Source organism: Pseudoalteromonas sp. Cn5-37, from assembly GCF_021532495.1.
Lineage (GTDB): Bacteria > Pseudomonadota > Gammaproteobacteria > Enterobacterales > Alteromonadaceae > Pseudoalteromonas > Pseudoalteromonas simplex.
The window spans coordinates 26,031-42,867 of the sequence record NZ_JAKGBA010000002.1; the positions used below are offsets into that span (position 1 = coordinate 26,031).

The window sequence follows — 16,837 nt, forward strand, 5'->3', positions numbered from 1 at the left end:
CTCCATATGTCTGAAGTCAATAAAATTGACGTAGACGCGCTAGAAACACAAGAGTGGTTACAAGCCCTTGAGTCTGTTGTGCGTGAAGAAGGTGTTGAACGTGCTCAATTCTTACTTGAGCAAGTGTTAGAGCAAGCCCGTTTAGACGGTGTTGATATGCCTACTGGCACAACCACTAACTACGTTAATACCATTCCGGTAGATCAAGAACCTGCTTACCCAGGTGACGTAAACATTGAACGTCGTATTCGTTCAATCATTCGTTGGAATGCGATCATGATCGTATTACGCGCGTCGAAAAAAGATCTAGACTTAGGCGGCCATATGGCGTCTTACCAGTCTTCAGCTGCATTCTATGAAGTATGTTTTAACCACTTCTTCAAAGCACCAAACGATGTTGATGGCGGTGATTTAGTTTATTACCAAGGTCACATTTCTCCAGGTATCTATGCACGTGCATTTGTTGAAGGTCGTTTAACTGCTGAGCAGCTTGATAACTTCCGTCAAGAAGTTGATGGTAAAGGTCTTCCTTCATACCCACACCCTAAGTTAATGCCTGAATTCTGGCAGTTCCCTACGGTATCTATGGGTCTTGGTCCAATTGCTTCAATCTACCAAGCTCGTTTCTTAAAATACCTAGATGGTCGTGGCTTAAAAGACACTAAAAACCAACGTGTATACGCTTTCTTAGGCGATGGTGAAATGGATGAGCCAGAATCACGTGGTGCAATCTCATTCGCTGCGCGTGAGAAGCTAGATAACCTATGTTACCTAATCAACTGTAACCTACAGCGTTTAGATGGCCCAGTAATGGGTAACGGTAAGATCATTCAAGAGCTTGAAGGCCTATTCAAAGGTGCAGGCTGGAACGTGATTAAAGTTGTATGGGGTAGTGGTTGGGATATCCTACTTGCTAAAGATACATCAGGTAAATTACTGCAGTTAATGAACGAAACGATTGACGGTGATTACCAAACATATAAAGCAAAAGACGGTGCATATGTTCGTGAGCACTTCTTCGGTCGTTACCCAGAAACAGCAGCACTTGTTGCTGATATGACTGATGAAGAGATCTTCGCACTTAAGCGTGGTGGTCATGAGCCTTCTAAACTTTACGCTGCATTCAAAAAAGCGGAAGAAACTAAAGATCGTCCGACTGTGATCCTAGCTAAAACTGTAAAAGGTTACGGCATGGGTGAAGCGGCTGAAGGTAAAAACATCGCGCACCAAGTTAAGAAAATGGACATGACTCATGTTGAGCACCTACGTTCACGTTTAGGTCTACAAGATTTAGTTTCTGATGAAGAAATTAAAGATTTACCATATCTTACTCTTGAAGAAGGCTCTGAAGAGTACAAGTATCTTCACGCTCGTCGTGAAGCGCTTCAAGGTTACACACCTAAGCGTATTCCTAAGTTTTCTGAAAGCTTAACATTGCCAGAAGTTGAGGCGTTCAAGCCACTACTTGAAGAGCAAAAACGTGACATCTCTACAACAATGGGCTTTGTACGTGCACTTAACGTATTACTAAAAGACAAAGGCATTGGTAAAAACATCGTTCCTATCATCGCTGATGAAGCGCGTACATTTGGTATGGAAGGTTTATTCCGTCAAATCGGTATTTATAATCCGCATGGCCAAAACTACACGCCACAAGATCGTGACATCGTTTCTTACTATAAAGAAGCAACATCAGGTCAGGTACTACAAGAAGGTATCAACGAGTTAGGTGCAATGTCATCATGGGTTGCTGCTGCAACATCATACAGCACTAACGATTTACCAATGATCCCATTCTACATCTACTACTCAATGTTTGGTTTCCAACGTGTAGGTGATATGGCGTGGATGGCTGGTGACCAACAAGCACGTGGTTTCTTACTAGGTGCTACGGCAGGTCGTACTACACTAAACGGTGAAGGTTTACAGCACGAAGATGGTCACAGCCACATTCTTGCTAACACGGTTCCTAACTGTATTTCTTATGATCCGACATTCGCATACGAAGTAGCGGTAATCATGCAAGACGGTATCCGTCGCATGTACGGCGAAGATCAAGAAAACGTGTTCTATTACCTAACGCTAATGAACGAAAACTACCATCAACCGGCAATGCCAGAAGGCGCTGAAGAAGGTATTCGTAAAGGTATCTACAAGCTTGAAACTGTGGCTGGCGATAAAGCGAAAGTACAGTTACTAGGTTCAGGTACTATCATGATTGAAGTGCGCAAAGCGGCACAAATCCTGAGCGAAGAGTATGGTATTGGTTCAGATGTATTCTCTGTAACGTCATTCAATGAGTTAACGCGTGACGGTCAAGACGCTGAGCGTTTCAACATGCTTAACCCTGAAGCAGAGCAAAAGACCGCTTACATCACGAACGCATTAACAGATGCCGTGACTGTTGCAGCAACAGACTACATGAAGAACTACGCAGAACAAGTTCGTTCATTCGTACCAAGCAGCAACTACAAAGTGTTAGGTACTGATGGTTACGGTCGTTCTGATAGCCGTGAAAACTTACGTCGTCACTTCGAAGTGAATGCTGGTTATGTTGTGGTTGCAACACTATCTGAGCTTGCTAAACGTGGTGAAGTTGAGAAGTCAGTGGTTGTTGAAGCAATCAAGAAATTCGACATCGACACAAACAAAGTTAACCCGCTATACGCATAAGAGGTTCCAATGAGTATTGAAATTAATGTACCAGATATCGGTGGCGATGAAGTTGAAGTAACCGAAATCCTTGTTAGCGTTGGTGATAAGGTTGAGGTTGACCAATCGTTATTAACGGTTGAAGGCGACAAAGCATCAATGGAAGTACCTGCTGCACAAGCAGGTACGGTTAAAGAAATTAAAGTAGCTGAAGGTGATACGGTAACTACTGGTTCACTTATCATGATCTTCGAAGGTGAAGAACAAGCTGCGGCTCCTGCAGAGGCTAAAGAAGAAGCGCCAGCTCCAGCAGCTGCGCTTGCAGCTTCTGCTACACAGGAAGTAACTGTGCCAGATATCGGCGATGATGAAGTTGAAGTAACTGAAATCATGGTTGCGGTAGGTGACACGGTTGAAGAAGAGCAATCTTTATTAAGCGTTGAAGGCGATAAAGCATCAATGGAAGTACCTGCTCCAATTGCGGGTACGGTTAAAGAGATCAAAATCGCGACTGGCGATAAAGTGAAAACTGGCTCTCTAATCTTCGTTTTTGAAACAGCTTCAAGCGGTTCAGAAGCGCCTGCTGCAGAATCAGCACCAGCTGAAGCAGCGCCGGCATCAAGCACTAAAGAAGTTAACGTGCCTGATATCGGTGGTGACGAAGTTGAAGTAACCGAAGTGATGGTTGCTGTAGGCGACAAGGTTGAAGAAGATCAGTCAATCTTAAACGTTGAAGGCGATAAAGCATCAATGGAAGTACCAGCACCATTTGCCGGTACTGTTAAAGAAATCAAAGTAGCAGCTGGGGATAAAGTATCAACTGGCTCACTTATCTTTGTATTTGAAGTAGCGGGTAGTGCACCAGCTGCAGCGGCACCTGCTCCTGCAAAAGCTGAAGCAGCGCCTGCATCAGCACCTGCAAGCAACGAAGGCTTTGCAGATAACAAAGCGTATGCACATGCATCGCCTGTGGTACGTCGTTTAGCACGTGAGTTTGGTATTAACCTAGCGAACGTAAAAGGCACGGGTCGTAAGAATCGTGTTGTGAAAGAAGACGTACAAAACTACGTGAAAGACCTTGTGAAGAAAGTTGAGTCAGGTCAGCTATCTGCAGGTAAAGGTAATGCCGGTGGCGGCGAGCTAGGTCTTATCCCTTGGCCTAAGGTTGATTTTGCTAAGTTTGGTGAAATCGAAGAGAAAAAACTTTCTCGTATCCAGAAGCTATCAGGTGCTAACTTACATCGTAACTGGGTGCAAATCCCGCATGTTACACAGTTTGACGAAGCTGATATCACCAGCCTTGAAGCATTCCGTAAAGAGCAAAATGCGCTTGCAGAGAAGAAAAAGCTGGGTGTTAAAATCACACCACTTGTATTTGTGATGAAAGCAGCGGCGAAAGCATTGGCTGAATTCCCAACGTTTAACTCTTCACTGTCTGAAGACGGCGAAAGCTTAATCTTGAAGAAGTACATCAACATTGGTGTTGCTGTTGATACGCCAAACGGTTTGGTTGTTCCAGTATTCAAAGATGTTGATAAGAAAGGCATCATTGAGCTTTCTCGTGAGTTAATGGATATTTCTAAGAAAGCACGTGACGGCAAGCTAACGTCATCTGATATGCAAGGCGGTTGTTTCACAATCTCAAGCCTTGGTGGTATTGGTGGTACAGCGTTCACACCAATTGTAAATGCGCCAGAAGTTGCTATCTTGGGTGTATCTAAGTCAGAAATGAAACCTAAGTGGAATGGCAAAGAGTTTGAACCTAAATTAATGGTTCCATTATCAATGTCATACGACCATAGGGTTATTGACGGTGCACTAGCAGCACGCTTTACTGTGACGCTAGCAAGCTACATGAGCGATATTCGTCAACTAGTGATGTAATCTCCTCATTAATTATAAGAATCAAATCCCAGCAAGTTGTTTTTTGCTGGGATTTTTACCATTGGCAATGATACAATCTTTGCTATAGAACAATCTTGGTATAGATATCTGCTCTCCCTTTCTGCCTTGCAGAAACATGGCAGTTAAACTTAGGGGCAGTGTCCCGTTCAAACATTTAAGGTAATAGCATGAGCAACGAATTAAAAACTCAAGTTGTTGTACTAGGCGGTGGTCCTGGTGGTTATTCTGCGGCTTTCCGTGCTGCTGACTTGGGCTTAGAAGTAACATTGGTAGAATCTCGCAACACATTAGGCGGTGTATGTCTAAATGTGGGTTGTATTCCTTCAAAAGCACTTTTACACGTAGCTAAAGTGATCGATGACGCTGCTGAAATGTCATCTCACGGCGTTACTTTTGGCAAGCCTGAAATCGACCTAGACAAAATCCGTTCTTGGAAAGAGTCTGTAATCGGTCAATTAACTGGCGGCCTAGACGGCATGGCTAAAATGCGTAAAGTGAAAGTGGTTAACGGTTACGGTAAATTCACTGGCAGCAACACCATTGCTGTTGAAGGTACTGACGGTACAACAACAATCACGTTTGACAATGCTATTATTGCAGCAGGTTCTCAACCTGTTAACTTACCTTTCATCCCTGAAGATGACCGTGTAATTGACTCAACAGGTGCACTAGAGCTTAAAGACGTTCCTGAGAAACTACTTGTTTTAGGTGGTGGTATCATCGGTCTTGAGATGGGTACTGTATACCGTGCACTAGGTTCTGAAATCGACGTTGTTGAGTTTGCTGAACAATTAGTACCAGCAGCTGATAAAGACGTTATCAAAATCTACCAAAAATACGTTAAGAACAAGTTCAACGTAATGCTTTCTACTAAAGTTGTTGGTGTTGAAGCGAAAGAAGACGGTCTATACGTTTCATTCGAAGGCAAAAACGCACCAGCTGACGCAGTACGTTACGACAAAGTACTTGTTGCTGTTGGTCGTACACCTAACGGTAAATTACTTGACGCTGATAAGGCAGGCGTTAACGTTGATGAGCGTGGTTTCATTAATGTTGATAAACAGCTTAAAACAAACGTTGATCACATCTTCGCTATCGGTGATATCGTTGGTCAACCAATGCTTGCACACAAAGCGGTTCACGAAGCTCACGTTGCTGCAGAAGTTATCTCTGGTCAGAAACACTTCTTCGATCCTAAGTGCATTCCTTCAATCGCATACACAGATCCAGAAATCGCATGGGTTGGTGTAACTGAGAAAGAAGCAAAAGAGCAAGGCTTAAGCATCGAAACTGCTGTATTCCCTTGGGCTGCTTCTGGCCGTGCAATCGCTTCAGCACGTACTGAAGGTCAAACTAAGCTAATCTTCGATAAAGACTCAGGTCGTGTTATCGGTGGTGCTATGGTTGGTATCAACGCAGGTGAAATGCTAGGTGAAATCGGCTTAGCTGTTGAAATGGGCGCAGACGGTGAAGACCTAGCGTTAACTATTCACGCTCACCCAACGTTAAACGAATCAATCGGTCTAGCTGCTGAAATCTTCGAAGGTTCAATCACTGACCTTCCAAACAAAAAAGCAGTTAAAAAGAAGTAAGTTCTTTTGACTAATCATTTTAAAAACCCAGCTCCGGCTGGGTTTTTTGTTTTCAACCATCAGCACATTTTAGTTATTCGCAATAAGACTGAATCAAAAGCCAGCTGTTAGCTTCGTTAAGAATTACTACAAAAAAACCGCGTTTGCTTTCACAAACACGGCTTCTATTCTTCATTAGCTTGTAGCTTACTATACTTTAAACGCATCTACCGATAAACGCAGTTCTTCAGCCAGTTTTGCTACTTCAGAGCTTGAGATATTAGTTTGGTTTGCACCTTCAGCTGTTTGCTCTGCGATTGCTACAATCGACTCTAAACGTTCACTGATCTCTTGAGATACTTGCTGTTGTTCGTGAGCGGCTGTTGAAATCTCTTCACTTACGTTATGAGCCTGTGCAACGGCAGCAGTGATTGAATCAAGGGCCGTGTTTGCAAGGTCTGATTGCTCAACACACGACTCAGCTTGTTGCTTACCTTTCGACATAGCCGATACAGCAGCCTCAGCGCCAACCTGAAGCGATTCAATCATTGCTTGGATCTCTTGGGTCGACTCTTGAGTCTTGCTTGCTAGAGAGCGTACTTCATCAGCAACTACGGCAAAGCCTCGGCCTTGTTCACCGGCACGGGCTGCTTCAATGGCTGCATTAAGCGCAAGTAGGTTGGTTTGCTCAGCAATGCCACGAATAACATCTAAAATGCCACCGATTGAAGCGCTGTCTTTATGAAGTTGGTTGATAACTTGCGATGCATCATCGACTTCACGAGCTAGTTGCTCAATGGTTGCTTTATTTTGTGATGAAATGCCTTTGACACGATCTGCTTCTTTGTCAGCGTTCTTTATTTCACTAAGAGCTTGTTGTGCACTGCTACTTACCGCTTGTGATGTACTGCTCATCTCAGTTGTTGCCGTTGCCGCTTGTTCAACCTGTGCTTGTTGATTACGTATAGCTTGGCTAGATTCTTCAGTGATTGCCGATGTCTCTTCAGAAGCAGCTGCTAGCTGTGTAGAGCGAGAGATTATACCTTGGATAAGCGTACGCAAACTTTCAATTAGCGTGTTACAGCTACGTGATAGTTCACCGAATTCGTCTTTAGCTGAGTCGTCTAGGCGCTGTGTCATGTCACCGCTTGCCACAATATCAAGGATACGGTTTACTTCAGAAAGGGGCTTGGTTATACGGTTAACAGTCACAGCAGCAACGATGATAGCAATTAAAGTAGCAATCACCATGGCAACCCAAGTCCAAATAGTTGCTGTTGAGACATTACCGCTGACATCTTGCTGCAAGTCAAAAGCCAGCACTGTAGCTTGGTCAACTAGTTCTTTTAATTGCTTTAATGCTTCACTAGTAGAGTTTTCTGCGTTTGCTAATTCAGCTTCTGTTTTAGCAATTGCATCAATTAAACGTTTTTTATTTGCAGATAAACTGTTATTACCACGAACATTATCTGAAAGCGTTTCAAAGTAGCCGTTTAAATCATTATACAAACCGGCGTTATTATCAATAATTGCTGGGCGAATGAGCCCTAAACTACGCTCAACTTCTTCTAAGTAATAAACCTGTTCATTTTTTACGATGTCTAATGTGTTGAGAGTTTTCACCGTTAGCATATCAGTGCTGTTAGTGACGACTGATTGGAAGTTGTTTTCCATGTTATTGGCGGCTTGATAAGCACGTGAATGGTTTTCTTCAAGTCCATCTATATCAATAATATCAAGCACCACTGAATTTGCATCTTCAGCACTGATTTCGATGTTTTCAAGCTGGGTGCGTAGTGTTTTATTTAGCTCAAGTTGAGTTTGTTTATCTGCAAACAGGTTGTCGACAGACTTAACAAAGCGCTTATAAGTTTGCTCAACTTGTTGGCTGCTTTGTTTTAGCTTTGGATCGTTGCTAACAATTTGTTGAAGCTCTTGGTAGGAATTATCATATCGTTTTTTTTGTTGGTTGAAATTTTTTCTTAATGTCGCCAGTTCATCTTGCGCACTAGTATAAAAACTTGCCTGAGCTGACTTACTCATTAAAATAAATTCAACCTGTAACTCATAACTCTTATCGAGAGCTGGCAGCGAAAGCTGGTTAACTCGCTGTGTTGATTGATCTATGTTGGTAATTTTTACCAACGAGTTACCACCAATAAAAAGCAGGAGTAACGTAATAACAATAAAGCCACCCCAAATGCGCTGTCTAACGGTCAAGTTCATATGCAATTCCAGAAAATAGTACTAATCAACACTTATCGGCAAGGTTGCCAATTAGTTAAGTATTTAAATTTAATTAGCTTTAAATTAAATTTATTTTAATTGTTATAAATCTAACAGATGTTCAGCTATTTTTCAGTTTATTTAGATAAAAGAGTGGGATTTTTCGACGAAATAGTCTTTTGTGTTGAGTTCCATTAGGGTCATTGCGCCACCCCAAACACAGCCAGTATCAAGTGCGTGGATGTTTTCTTGTTTGACTTTACCTTCTAAAGCAGCCCAGTGGCCAAATGCAATATGCTGTTTTAACTTAGAAATATCAGGGTGATCGAACCAAGGTATTATTGAGCTGTCTTCACTAATACTGGTTTTGTTTGCAAAATCGAGTTCACCTGTAAGGTTTACGAACCGCATCCGAGTGAAATAATTAACAATATAGCGAAATTTAGCTTCACTACTTAAATTCGATTGCCACTGTAACGGATGGGGATCGTACATATTGGCGAAGTAATGAGTTGCATCAGCTCCTTGATAGCATTGTTGGGCAAAACTAGCACGTTTCAATGCTTTTTTTATTGACCAGCTAGGATTTAGGCCAGCATGACTTATCAGCATGTTATAGCGTTCAAGCCAAATAGCTAATGGCTGTTGCTGTAAAAAATGAATATATTCAGCGCGTTTTGGACTATTAAAAACATCGGCCAGCTTATCTTTTGGATTTGCAGGTTTATTTAGATAATGACAAGCGATAAGGTGTAAATCATGATTACCAAGGGTAATAGTTACACTCCCTTGCATAGTATGAAGACGCTCGAGACAGGCGAGTGAGTTAGGACCTCGAGCGACTATATCGCCGACTAAGTAAAGGTGATCTTGGCTTGGGTTGAAGTTGACCCGTTTCAATAACGCATCAAATTCATTATAACACCCCTGTAAATCACCAACTGCATAATCAGCCATCGTTATTTAGTGCAATATGTTTGGGCGAGCTAAACGAAACACCTCGATTGGCGCTTCAAATTCAGTCCCAAATTCGTTACGCATGGTGTAATGACCTTGCATTGTCCCAACTGGGGTATCAAGAACAGCGCCACTGGTGTATTTGTAGCTTTCACCTGGGGCAATGGTTGGGGTTTCACCAACAACACCTTCACCTTGTACTTCCACTTCTTTACCGTTAGCATCAGTAATTAACCAATAACGGCTCAAGAGCTTAGCACTGCATAAACTGTGGTTTTTAATGGTGATAGAATAAGCAAAAACGTATTTATCTTGTTCAGGCTCTGATTGACCTTCTACGTAGAAGGTCTCAACCGACACCTTAATTGGAGAACCTAGATTACTGCTTGTTGTCATAAATCCAATTAGCTATATCAATAAATTGTTGTAAAGACAGGCTTTCAGCACGCAGCGTGATATCAATGCCGATGCTTGTTAGTTCTTCAGCTGTAAGTAAGTTAGATAAACTATTACGCAGAGTCTTACGGCGCTGATTAAAGGCTTCTAAGCATACTGTGTTAAGAAGTTTTGTACTTTTAGCTGAACGCTGTTCAGGCTTTTTAGGGATCAAACGAATTACTGCTGAATCGACCTTAGGGGCTGGCTTAAAGCACTCTGGTGGCACATCAATCACTGGCATTGCGTGACAGTAATATTGTGTCATTACACTCAAGCGGCCAAAAGCTTTGCTGCCTGGGCCTGCGACCATACGTTTAACCACTTCTTTTTGCAGCATAAAGTGCATATGCTCAACATTGTCTGCAAATTCAAATAAATGGAATAACAGCGGGGTCGAAACATTGTAAGGTAAGTTACCAAAAATCTTTAATTTTTCGTCTGACTTGATCAAAGAGCTAAAGTCGAACTTCATTGCATCGCCTTGATGCACTGTTAACTTTGGCCCTAAAAATGGGTGGCTCGTTAAACGTTCTGCTAAGTCTTTATCTAACTCAACAACCGTTAGGTGGCCACTTAAATCAGCGACTGGCTCAGTGATAGCACCAAGACCCGGGCCGATTTCTACTAAATTATCTTCAGGTTTAGGATCAATGGCCGTGACGATTTTGTCGATGATCATGTCATCGTTTAAAAAGTTTTGACCAAAACGCTTACGAGCGCGGTGTCCTAAATGTACTTTATCTGTCATTGATTCTGTGCTTTTTCATGGGCGAGCTTAATTGCTTCGCGGATCGCTAATTCAAAACTACCTACATCAGCAGTACCTGTGCCGGCTAAATCGAGAGCCGTGCCGTGATCTACTGAGGTGCGAATAAATGGCAGGCCAAGAGTGATGTTGACCGAATTGCCGAAACCTTTGTATTTTAGCACAGGTAATCCCTGATCGTGATACATTGCAAGCACTGCATCTGCTTGCGAAAGATATTTATCTTGGAATAGGGTATCAGCAGGCAATGGGCCAATTAAGTTCATACCTTGGTTATTTAATAGCTCAAGAGTTGGCGTTATAGTGTCAATTTCTTCAGTGCCTAAATGACCATCTTCGCCGGCATGTGGGTTTAAGCCACATACGAGAATGCGTGGCTTTTCAATGCCAAACTTTGTTTGTAAGTCATGATTTAATATTGTGGCTACTTTGCTTAAACGCTCAACGGTGATTGCGCGCGATACATAAGCAAGCGGTATATGGGTCGTAACAAGTGCCACACGCAAGCCTTCAGTTGCTAACAACATCACCACATCAGCAGTATTTGATTGCTGTGCAAAATACTCTGTGTGACCGCTGAACGAAATCCCCGCTTTGTTGATAATCCCTTTATGAACAGGGCCTGTAACAACAGCAGCAAAAGTACCATCCATATTTTTTTCACTGGCAATGCGCAGTGTATCCAACACATATTGACCGTTAGCGTCATTAAGTACGCCCACTTCAACGTCTGTGCCTAAATCTACTTGGTGTAAGTAAACGCTGCCTGCAGGGGCAATGCTTGGTGCTTGGCTATCATCGAAGTCAATTAAATTGATATCTAAACCAAGCAACTTAGCGCGCTGTTTTAATAACGCGCCATCAGCAATCACCACCAGTTGGGCATCCCACTGGTGCTGCGCTAACTTGATAAGTAAATCAGGGCCAATACCAGCTGGCTCACCTGGGGTAATTGCAATTCTAATGGTCATAATTATTATTCTGTTGGGAAAATATCAACGTGTGCTTGCTCACGCATTTCTTGCTGCCAGTTGAAACTTTCTTCTTTAAATTTACGATTAAACAGTAGTTGGTGAGCGCGGTTACGTTTAGCTTGCTCTGTTTTATCTGCTACACGCTTATCAAGTAGCTGTACAATGTGCCAACCAAACTGAGTTCTGAATGGCTCACTGATTTCATTTTTATCTAGAGAAAGCAGGGTATTTTTAAACTCTGGTACATAGGTGCTTGGGTCAGTCCAGTCGTACTCACCACCTTTTAGTGCTGAACCTGGATCTTCAGAGTATTCTTTAGCAAGTTCACCAAAGTCAGCTTTACCATCACGAAGATCTTTTGCAAAGCCTTTAAGCATGTCACGCGCTTTTTCTTCACTTAAAATAATTGATGGTTTAACTAAGATATGGCGTGAACGAACTTCTGTTGTTTCAACAACTTGACGACCACGAACATCTTGCACTTTGATGATGTGGAAACCAGCACCTGAACGAAGCGGACCAACAATGTCATCTTTTTTATGACCTTTTACAGCTTCTGCGAATAGCGATGGCATTTCGTTGATGCTCATCCAACCAAGCTGACCACCCTCAAGTGCCTTTGAGCCGCTTGAAGATGAAATAGCAATACGCTTGAACTCTTTGCCTTCTTTTAAAAACTCAATAACTTTCTCAGCTCGCGTTTTAGCGCTCGCAATTTCATCCGCAGTAGCATCACTAGGAATATCAATCAAGATATGGCCAATGTCATATTCTTCGGCATTTTTACCTTGTGTTTCCATGATTTTTAACAGGTTATCAATTTCTTGCGTACTGATATAAATACGGCGATCCACGTTCATACGAGTTACTTGTTGCGTGGTGATCTCTTTACGGATTTCTTCGCGATATGCAGGGTAGCTGTCTCCAGCCGCTTCAATTGTCCGACGTAAGTCAGCAATACTGCCACCTTGCTCACGCGCCATATTTTCTAAAGTTTGGTCTAATTGCGAGTCTGAAATCTCAAGACCCATACGCTCAGCAAGTTGCATCATTAGTTCTTGGCTAACTAAACGCTCAATGGCTTGAATTCGCAGTGTATCATCAGAAGGTAATTCTTGACCTTGCTCTGCAGCCTGAGTCTTTACGCGATTAACAATGGTGTCTACTTCACTTTGTAAGATAACACCTTGGTTAACAACGCCCACCACTTTGTCAATTTCAACTGGTTTTGCGAAAACGTTTTGGCATAGGCCAACTGTTAATAATGCTGATGCAAATAATTTTTTTAAATTCATACTTTTTCTAATACTCTTGCTAATAGTACTGCGGTACTAGTTATTAAGAAAATACGGTCTACGATAGCCAAAAATACCTTGTTGTAATAATTTTTGTGCATCATAACGGCTTTTGCTTCCAAGCCCTTTTAACACAATATTGAAACCAATACTTGTGTCAAAGGTTGCTTGCTCTTGACCAATCGCCTGGTTCAAATCAGTTTCGATTTGACGACGGCCTGTGATTTGAAACGCCCAACAGCATGATTCATACTGAAGACCGCTGAAAACCTCAATACTACGACCGCTCTCTAAATCACGGTGGTAGCTGCCAACAAACTGCCAATCTTCTGATAGCGGAATGCTGGTAAATAGACCAACTTGCTCGATTGTATTGCCTGAGACATCATTTGCATAGCGATGGTTCAATTGCACGAGCTGTTTATCGTCACCTTTATAATCTAAGGTGATATTTGACTGAATAATTTCTTTACCATCAGTGTCGTACTGGATACCACCTGATAAATACCAACGACGGTGCCAATGTAACATGGTTTGCGCTGCAAACAAGGCATTGTAGTTAGTGTCGGAGTCGATACCTTGTGATGTAGGCTTGGCATCATTACTTAAATAAAAAATTTGTCCGGCACTGAAGTTAAATACTTCTTCATTTTCACTACTAAATAAGCGTGTTGTTGCACCTAACGTAAATTGGTTTGCGGTTGCTATCCGGTCGATACTTGAAAAACGGCGATCTCTAAATAAGCCAAAGAAATCGTCTTGTAATTTTGCTGTATCGTAAAGACCAATATTTGATTGGTCTTTATTTGGCGTATATAAGTACTGAATTTGTGGTTCAAGAGTTTGAATACCATCTTTAAAGAAAAATGCAGTATCACGCTCAAAATTTAATTGGCTGTATAAACGCACTTTAGGTAGGGTTCGAGTGACATTTTCATCAAACTCGGTACCAGCTAAGTCACCATGTTGGTTGTATTCAGTATGTAATAAGCTGAACTCAGATAAAAATGACCATGCGTATTCTTGGTAACCAAAACTTGCTTTAGGCTCTATATGAACACGGCTTGCTTCATCAATTACAGCTTCATCATTCGTGAAATAACTGAGCTCACCATCAAGGGTTAAATCAATGCCATAAAAATCATATGCATCAGTTTGCGAAAAACTAATTTGTGGCAGCGCCGCATATGATTCACGGTGATCACCAAGTACTTCAAAACTTTGCAACTTGATATTGGTTCGCCAAGTGTCACCTAAGTGGGTTAGAGAGCCGGTGCGGTACAACTGAGTATCGGTGCGAGTCGCATAACCAGAGTTTAAATCGGTTAAGTAGTTATCATCACTGACGTTTGTTATGTCGATATTAGCACGCCAGTTTTCACCTAAATAACTTTGCTGTTGCCAGTGGAACAGGTAACGAGAGTCTACATTTGGCTCTTCGTCATCTTTGTCTAGGTACTCAACAGCAACTAAGCCATTATTTTGCTCAGTTAAATAACGAAACTCCCCAATCATTTGTAAACCGCGTTTAGACATATAGCGCGGTGTTATAGTCGCGTCGTAATTTGGTGCAATATTCCAGTAATAAGGAGTAATGGTTTCGATACCATAGCGGCCTGAGCTCGAGAAGTTAGGTGTTAGTAAACCTGACTTACGACGGTCATCTAATGGGAAAGTAAAATAAGGAACATAAAGTACTGGGGTATCAAACACTCTAAGCACAGTATTATGTGTTTCGCCCCAACCTTCTTCTCTTGATAAGTCGATTTCGTCAGCTTCGATGGCCCACACAGGTGTTTCACCCGGACAGGTAGTAAAGCTTGCGTTCATCAGGTTTAGGCCAGACTCATTAACTGTTAGTTTTTCTGCGCCGCCATGACCAAGTTGATCAGTAAACTTATAGTCTGCGCCTAGCAAGCTCAATTCAGAATTGTTTAAATCTGCATTGAGTCCAGAGCTATTAATTTGGCTTACTTTATCGCGATAAACGATAGGACCGGTTGCATTAAGTAACCCACGTTGTTTGTCAATCAGTGCACTTTGTGCGGACAAATTCATCGTTAGGGTGTTAATATCTACATTACCGGTAAATTCTGCGCTTTGGGTACCCAATAGTTCAATATCATCGGATTTGATATCGATCGTATTAAGTTCAAGGCCAGGGAGCGGTTGCCAAGCTCTGGTTTGCATTGAAGTGCCACAAAAATTGTGTGCCAGTTCAGTTTCGGCGAACGATGGTGCGCTAAGTACGCTTAGCATCATTATGCCCCAGGTTTTGCTCATTTAATGACCTTAATGCTCTTTGGTTGGATATAAGCTAGACATAATAAAGGAAAACAATGGCAAATACAGTAATTGACTTAGTGAAAAATAGATATCTTACTAAATGAATCGTTATAAAAGTTTACAGCAGTTTTTAAATCCTCACTTTAAAGAGGATGAATATCAATTAGCCGCCATCACTGGGGATGCGAGTTTTCGCCGTTATTTCCGCGTAAATACAGGTGATCAAAGCTATATTGTCATGGACTCAGATCCAGACAAACTGGATAACACACCTTATATAGAACTCAACAAAGTATTTTCTCAGCATGGGTTTAAATTACCAAAAATTCTTCAGGCTGATGAAAAACAAGGCTTCTTCTTGCTGAGTGATTTAGGCAATACTCATTTGGCTGATTTACTGGGCGACGAAGACCGCACTTTACACTACAAACATCTAATAAAGTTAAGTGCACAGTGGGCGCAAATCCCGCCTGCCCAATATATGAAAGTATTTGATGGCGAGTTTTTACAGTTTGAGCTAAGTATTTTTAGAGATTGGTTAGTCGATAACTTTATTGGTGAGCAACTCTCTGCTGATGAGCAGAAAATGTGGCAACAAGCCTGTGAGTTATTAATTAATAATGCCCTTGAGCAACCAATTGTTACGGTGCACCGAGACTTCCATAGTCGTAATATTATGCGCACAGGGCAGCAATGGGCAATCATCGATTATCAAGATGCCGTACAAGGGCCGGTGTGTTATGACCTTGTTTCATTATTAAGAGATTGCTATTTCAAGCTACCAGAACAAGAGCTCGACTACCTTTTACATTACGCTTATGACGAATTTAGCGAGCAGCAGCTATTGCAAGACACTTCGTTTGCGATGTTTAAACGTTGGTTTGACTTAACCGGCGTGCAGCGTCATTTAAAAGCTGCGGGCATATTTTGCCGCTTAAAATTACGTGACGGTAAGTCTGGCTATTTGAATAATGTACTGCCAACCCTTACATACATCAGTAATGTCAGTAAAGAATACCCAGAGTTAACAGCCCTTGGTCAGTGGATAGAGCAGATAATTATGCCACAGACTAAGCAGCGTTTAACGAAAGAGTCCAAATGAAAGCAATGATCCTAGCTGCGGGGCGTGGTAAACGCATGATGCCGCTAACCGAAACGCAACCAAAGCCGATGCTAAAGATTAACGGCAAGCCATTATTAGAGCATCATATTAATAACTTACGTCAAGCCGGGGTTACCGATATTGTTATTAACCTTGCCTGGCAGGGTGACAAAATAACAGAGTATTTCGGTGATGGTTCGCAGTTTGGTGTATCGATCACTTACAGCCAAGAGCAGGCTGGGGGGCTTGAAACCGCCGGGGGGATCATTCAAGCATTGCCGTTATTGGGCGAAAAATTTATTGTCATCAATGGTGATGTGTTTACTGATTACGATGTGACTTCGTTAATGCAGTTGCACCTGCAAGCCGGTGAGGCGCATATTGTCCTTGTTGAAAATCCTGCGCATAATCCTGATGGTGATTTTGCACTGAGTCATCTAAGTCCTGATAGTCAAAAGTATACTTTTTCCGGTATAAGTCGTTATCATGCTGATTTCTTTAAAGGTCTCAGCACAGGTATTCGCCCGCTTGGGCCAATCTTGCGCGAAAAGCTCAGTGAGTACCAGGTTTCGACTGAACTTTATTTGGGTCAGTGGGATGACATTGGCACACCAGCCAGACTCGACGAAATCAATCAGCGTTTCGCTTTGTAAAAACAACAGAGG

Annotated in this window: 12 protein-coding genes; 5 read left to right on the forward strand and 7 right to left on the reverse strand. The window is 42.1% G+C overall.

Translation table 11 applies throughout. The features are described from left to right. Positions 1 to 6 precede the first annotated feature (6 nt). From aceE to lpdA, 3 genes are all read left to right on the forward strand, one after another. The gene (gene aceE / locus L1266_RS04915) at positions 7 to 2,673 is read left to right on the forward strand and encodes a pyruvate dehydrogenase (acetyl-transferring), homodimeric type (protein WP_138602192.1); all 2,667 of its coding nucleotides are present in this window, start codon (positions 7 to 9) and stop codon (positions 2,671 to 2,673) included. Positions 2,674 to 2,682: 9 nt separating this feature from the next. Further along, positions 2,683 to 4,536, forward strand: coding sequence for a pyruvate dehydrogenase complex dihydrolipoyllysine-residue acetyltransferase (aceF, locus tag L1266_RS04920; protein ID WP_235377012.1), 1,854 nt, complete (start codon positions 2,683 to 2,685; stop codon positions 4,534 to 4,536). A gap of 188 nt (positions 4,537 to 4,724) precedes the next feature. Further along, a complete protein-coding gene (lpdA, locus tag L1266_RS04925; protein WP_235377013.1) occupies positions 4,725 to 6,149 on the forward strand; it encodes a dihydrolipoyl dehydrogenase in 1,425 nt (474 codons plus the stop codon). 189 nt (positions 6,150 to 6,338) lie between these two features. Here lpdA and L1266_RS04930 read toward each other — a convergent pair whose 3' ends face one another. The 7 genes from L1266_RS04930 to lptD form a co-directional block, all read right to left on the reverse strand. Continuing rightward, positions 6,339 to 8,354: a methyl-accepting chemotaxis protein gene (locus tag L1266_RS04930; protein WP_138601742.1), complete on the reverse strand. Its 2,016-nt coding sequence runs from the start codon at positions 8,352 to 8,354 to the stop codon at positions 6,339 to 6,341. 141 nt (positions 8,355 to 8,495) lie between these two features. Continuing rightward, complete coding sequence (locus L1266_RS04935) at positions 8,496 to 9,311, reverse strand: symmetrical bis(5'-nucleosyl)-tetraphosphatase (protein WP_235377014.1); 816 nt, start codon at positions 9,309 to 9,311, stop codon at positions 8,496 to 8,498. A gap of 6 nt (positions 9,312 to 9,317) precedes the next feature. Beyond that, positions 9,318 to 9,707: a Co2+/Mg2+ efflux protein ApaG gene (gene apaG, locus L1266_RS04940; protein WP_054550996.1), complete on the reverse strand. Its 390-nt coding sequence runs from the start codon at positions 9,705 to 9,707 to the stop codon at positions 9,318 to 9,320. Further along, positions 9,691 to 10,497, reverse strand: a complete 807-nt coding sequence (gene rsmA / locus L1266_RS04945) for a 16S rRNA (adenine(1518)-N(6)/adenine(1519)-N(6))-dimethyltransferase RsmA (protein WP_054550997.1) — start codon at positions 10,495 to 10,497, stop codon at positions 9,691 to 9,693. The genes apaG and rsmA overlap by 17 nt, the downstream gene beginning before the upstream one ends. Continuing rightward, positions 10,494 to 11,486: a 4-hydroxythreonine-4-phosphate dehydrogenase PdxA gene (gene pdxA, locus L1266_RS04950; protein WP_054550998.1), complete on the reverse strand. Its 993-nt coding sequence runs from the start codon at positions 11,484 to 11,486 to the stop codon at positions 10,494 to 10,496. Before pdxA ends, rsmA begins: the two co-directional genes overlap by 4 nt. Positions 11,487 to 11,491: 5 nt before the next feature. Further along, complete coding sequence (surA, locus tag L1266_RS04955; RefSeq protein WP_235377015.1) at positions 11,492 to 12,784, reverse strand: peptidylprolyl isomerase SurA; 1,293 nt, start codon at positions 12,782 to 12,784, stop codon at positions 11,492 to 11,494. Positions 12,785 to 12,820: 36 nt separating this feature from the next. Further along, positions 12,821 to 15,067 (reverse strand): LPS assembly protein LptD, encoded by a 2,247-nt coding sequence (gene lptD, locus L1266_RS04960; protein ID WP_054551000.1) that lies wholly within the window; start codon positions 15,065 to 15,067, stop codon positions 12,821 to 12,823. Between the two features lie 103 nt (positions 15,068 to 15,170). On the opposite strand from lptD, the gene L1266_RS04965 reads away from it, so the two are divergent. Continuing rightward, on the forward strand, positions 15,171 to 16,172 hold the full coding sequence (locus L1266_RS04965; RefSeq protein WP_235377016.1) for an aminoglycoside phosphotransferase family protein: 1,002 nt from the start codon (positions 15,171 to 15,173) through the stop codon (positions 16,170 to 16,172). Then, the gene (gene murU, locus L1266_RS04970) at positions 16,169 to 16,825 is read left to right on the forward strand and encodes an N-acetylmuramate alpha-1-phosphate uridylyltransferase MurU (protein WP_235377017.1); all 657 of its coding nucleotides are present in this window, start codon (positions 16,169 to 16,171) and stop codon (positions 16,823 to 16,825) included. The genes L1266_RS04965 and murU overlap by 4 nt, the downstream gene beginning before the upstream one ends. The last annotated feature ends 12 nt before the right edge of the window (positions 16,826 to 16,837 follow it).

What these genes read in the sequence shown, in the direction of transcription:
- aceE (WP_138602192.1), top strand. Translation starts at nt 7, where the DNA reads ATGTCTGAAGTCAATAAAATTGACGTAGACGCGCTAGAAACACAAGAG.
- aceF (WP_235377012.1), top strand. Translation starts at nt 2,683, where the DNA reads ATGAGTATTGAAATTAATGTACCAGATATCGGTGGCGATGAAGTTGAA.
- lpdA (WP_235377013.1), top strand. Translation starts at nt 4,725, where the DNA reads ATGAGCAACGAATTAAAAACTCAAGTTGTTGTACTAGGCGGTGGTCCT.
- L1266_RS04930 (WP_138601742.1), bottom strand. Translation starts at nt 8,354, where the DNA reads ATGAACTTGACCGTTAGACAGCGCATTTGGGGTGGCTTTATTGTTATT.
- L1266_RS04935 (WP_235377014.1), bottom strand. Translation starts at nt 9,311, where the DNA reads ATGGCTGATTATGCAGTTGGTGATTTACAGGGGTGTTATAATGAATTT.
- apaG (WP_054550996.1), bottom strand. Translation starts at nt 9,707, where the DNA reads ATGACAACAAGCAGTAATCTAGGTTCTCCAATTAAGGTGTCGGTTGAG.
- rsmA (WP_054550997.1), bottom strand. Translation starts at nt 10,497, where the DNA reads ATGACAGATAAAGTACATTTAGGACACCGCGCTCGTAAGCGTTTTGGT.
- pdxA (WP_054550998.1), bottom strand. Translation starts at nt 11,486, where the DNA reads ATGACCATTAGAATTGCAATTACCCCAGGTGAGCCAGCTGGTATTGGC.
- surA (WP_235377015.1), bottom strand. Translation starts at nt 12,784, where the DNA reads ATGAATTTAAAAAAATTATTTGCATCAGCATTATTAACAGTTGGCCTA.
- lptD (WP_054551000.1), bottom strand. Translation starts at nt 15,067, where the DNA reads ATGAGCAAAACCTGGGGCATAATGATGCTAAGCGTACTTAGCGCACCA.
- L1266_RS04965 (WP_235377016.1), top strand. Translation starts at nt 15,171, where the DNA reads ATGAATCGTTATAAAAGTTTACAGCAGTTTTTAAATCCTCACTTTAAA.
- murU (WP_235377017.1), top strand. Translation starts at nt 16,169, where the DNA reads ATGAAAGCAATGATCCTAGCTGCGGGGCGTGGTAAACGCATGATGCCG.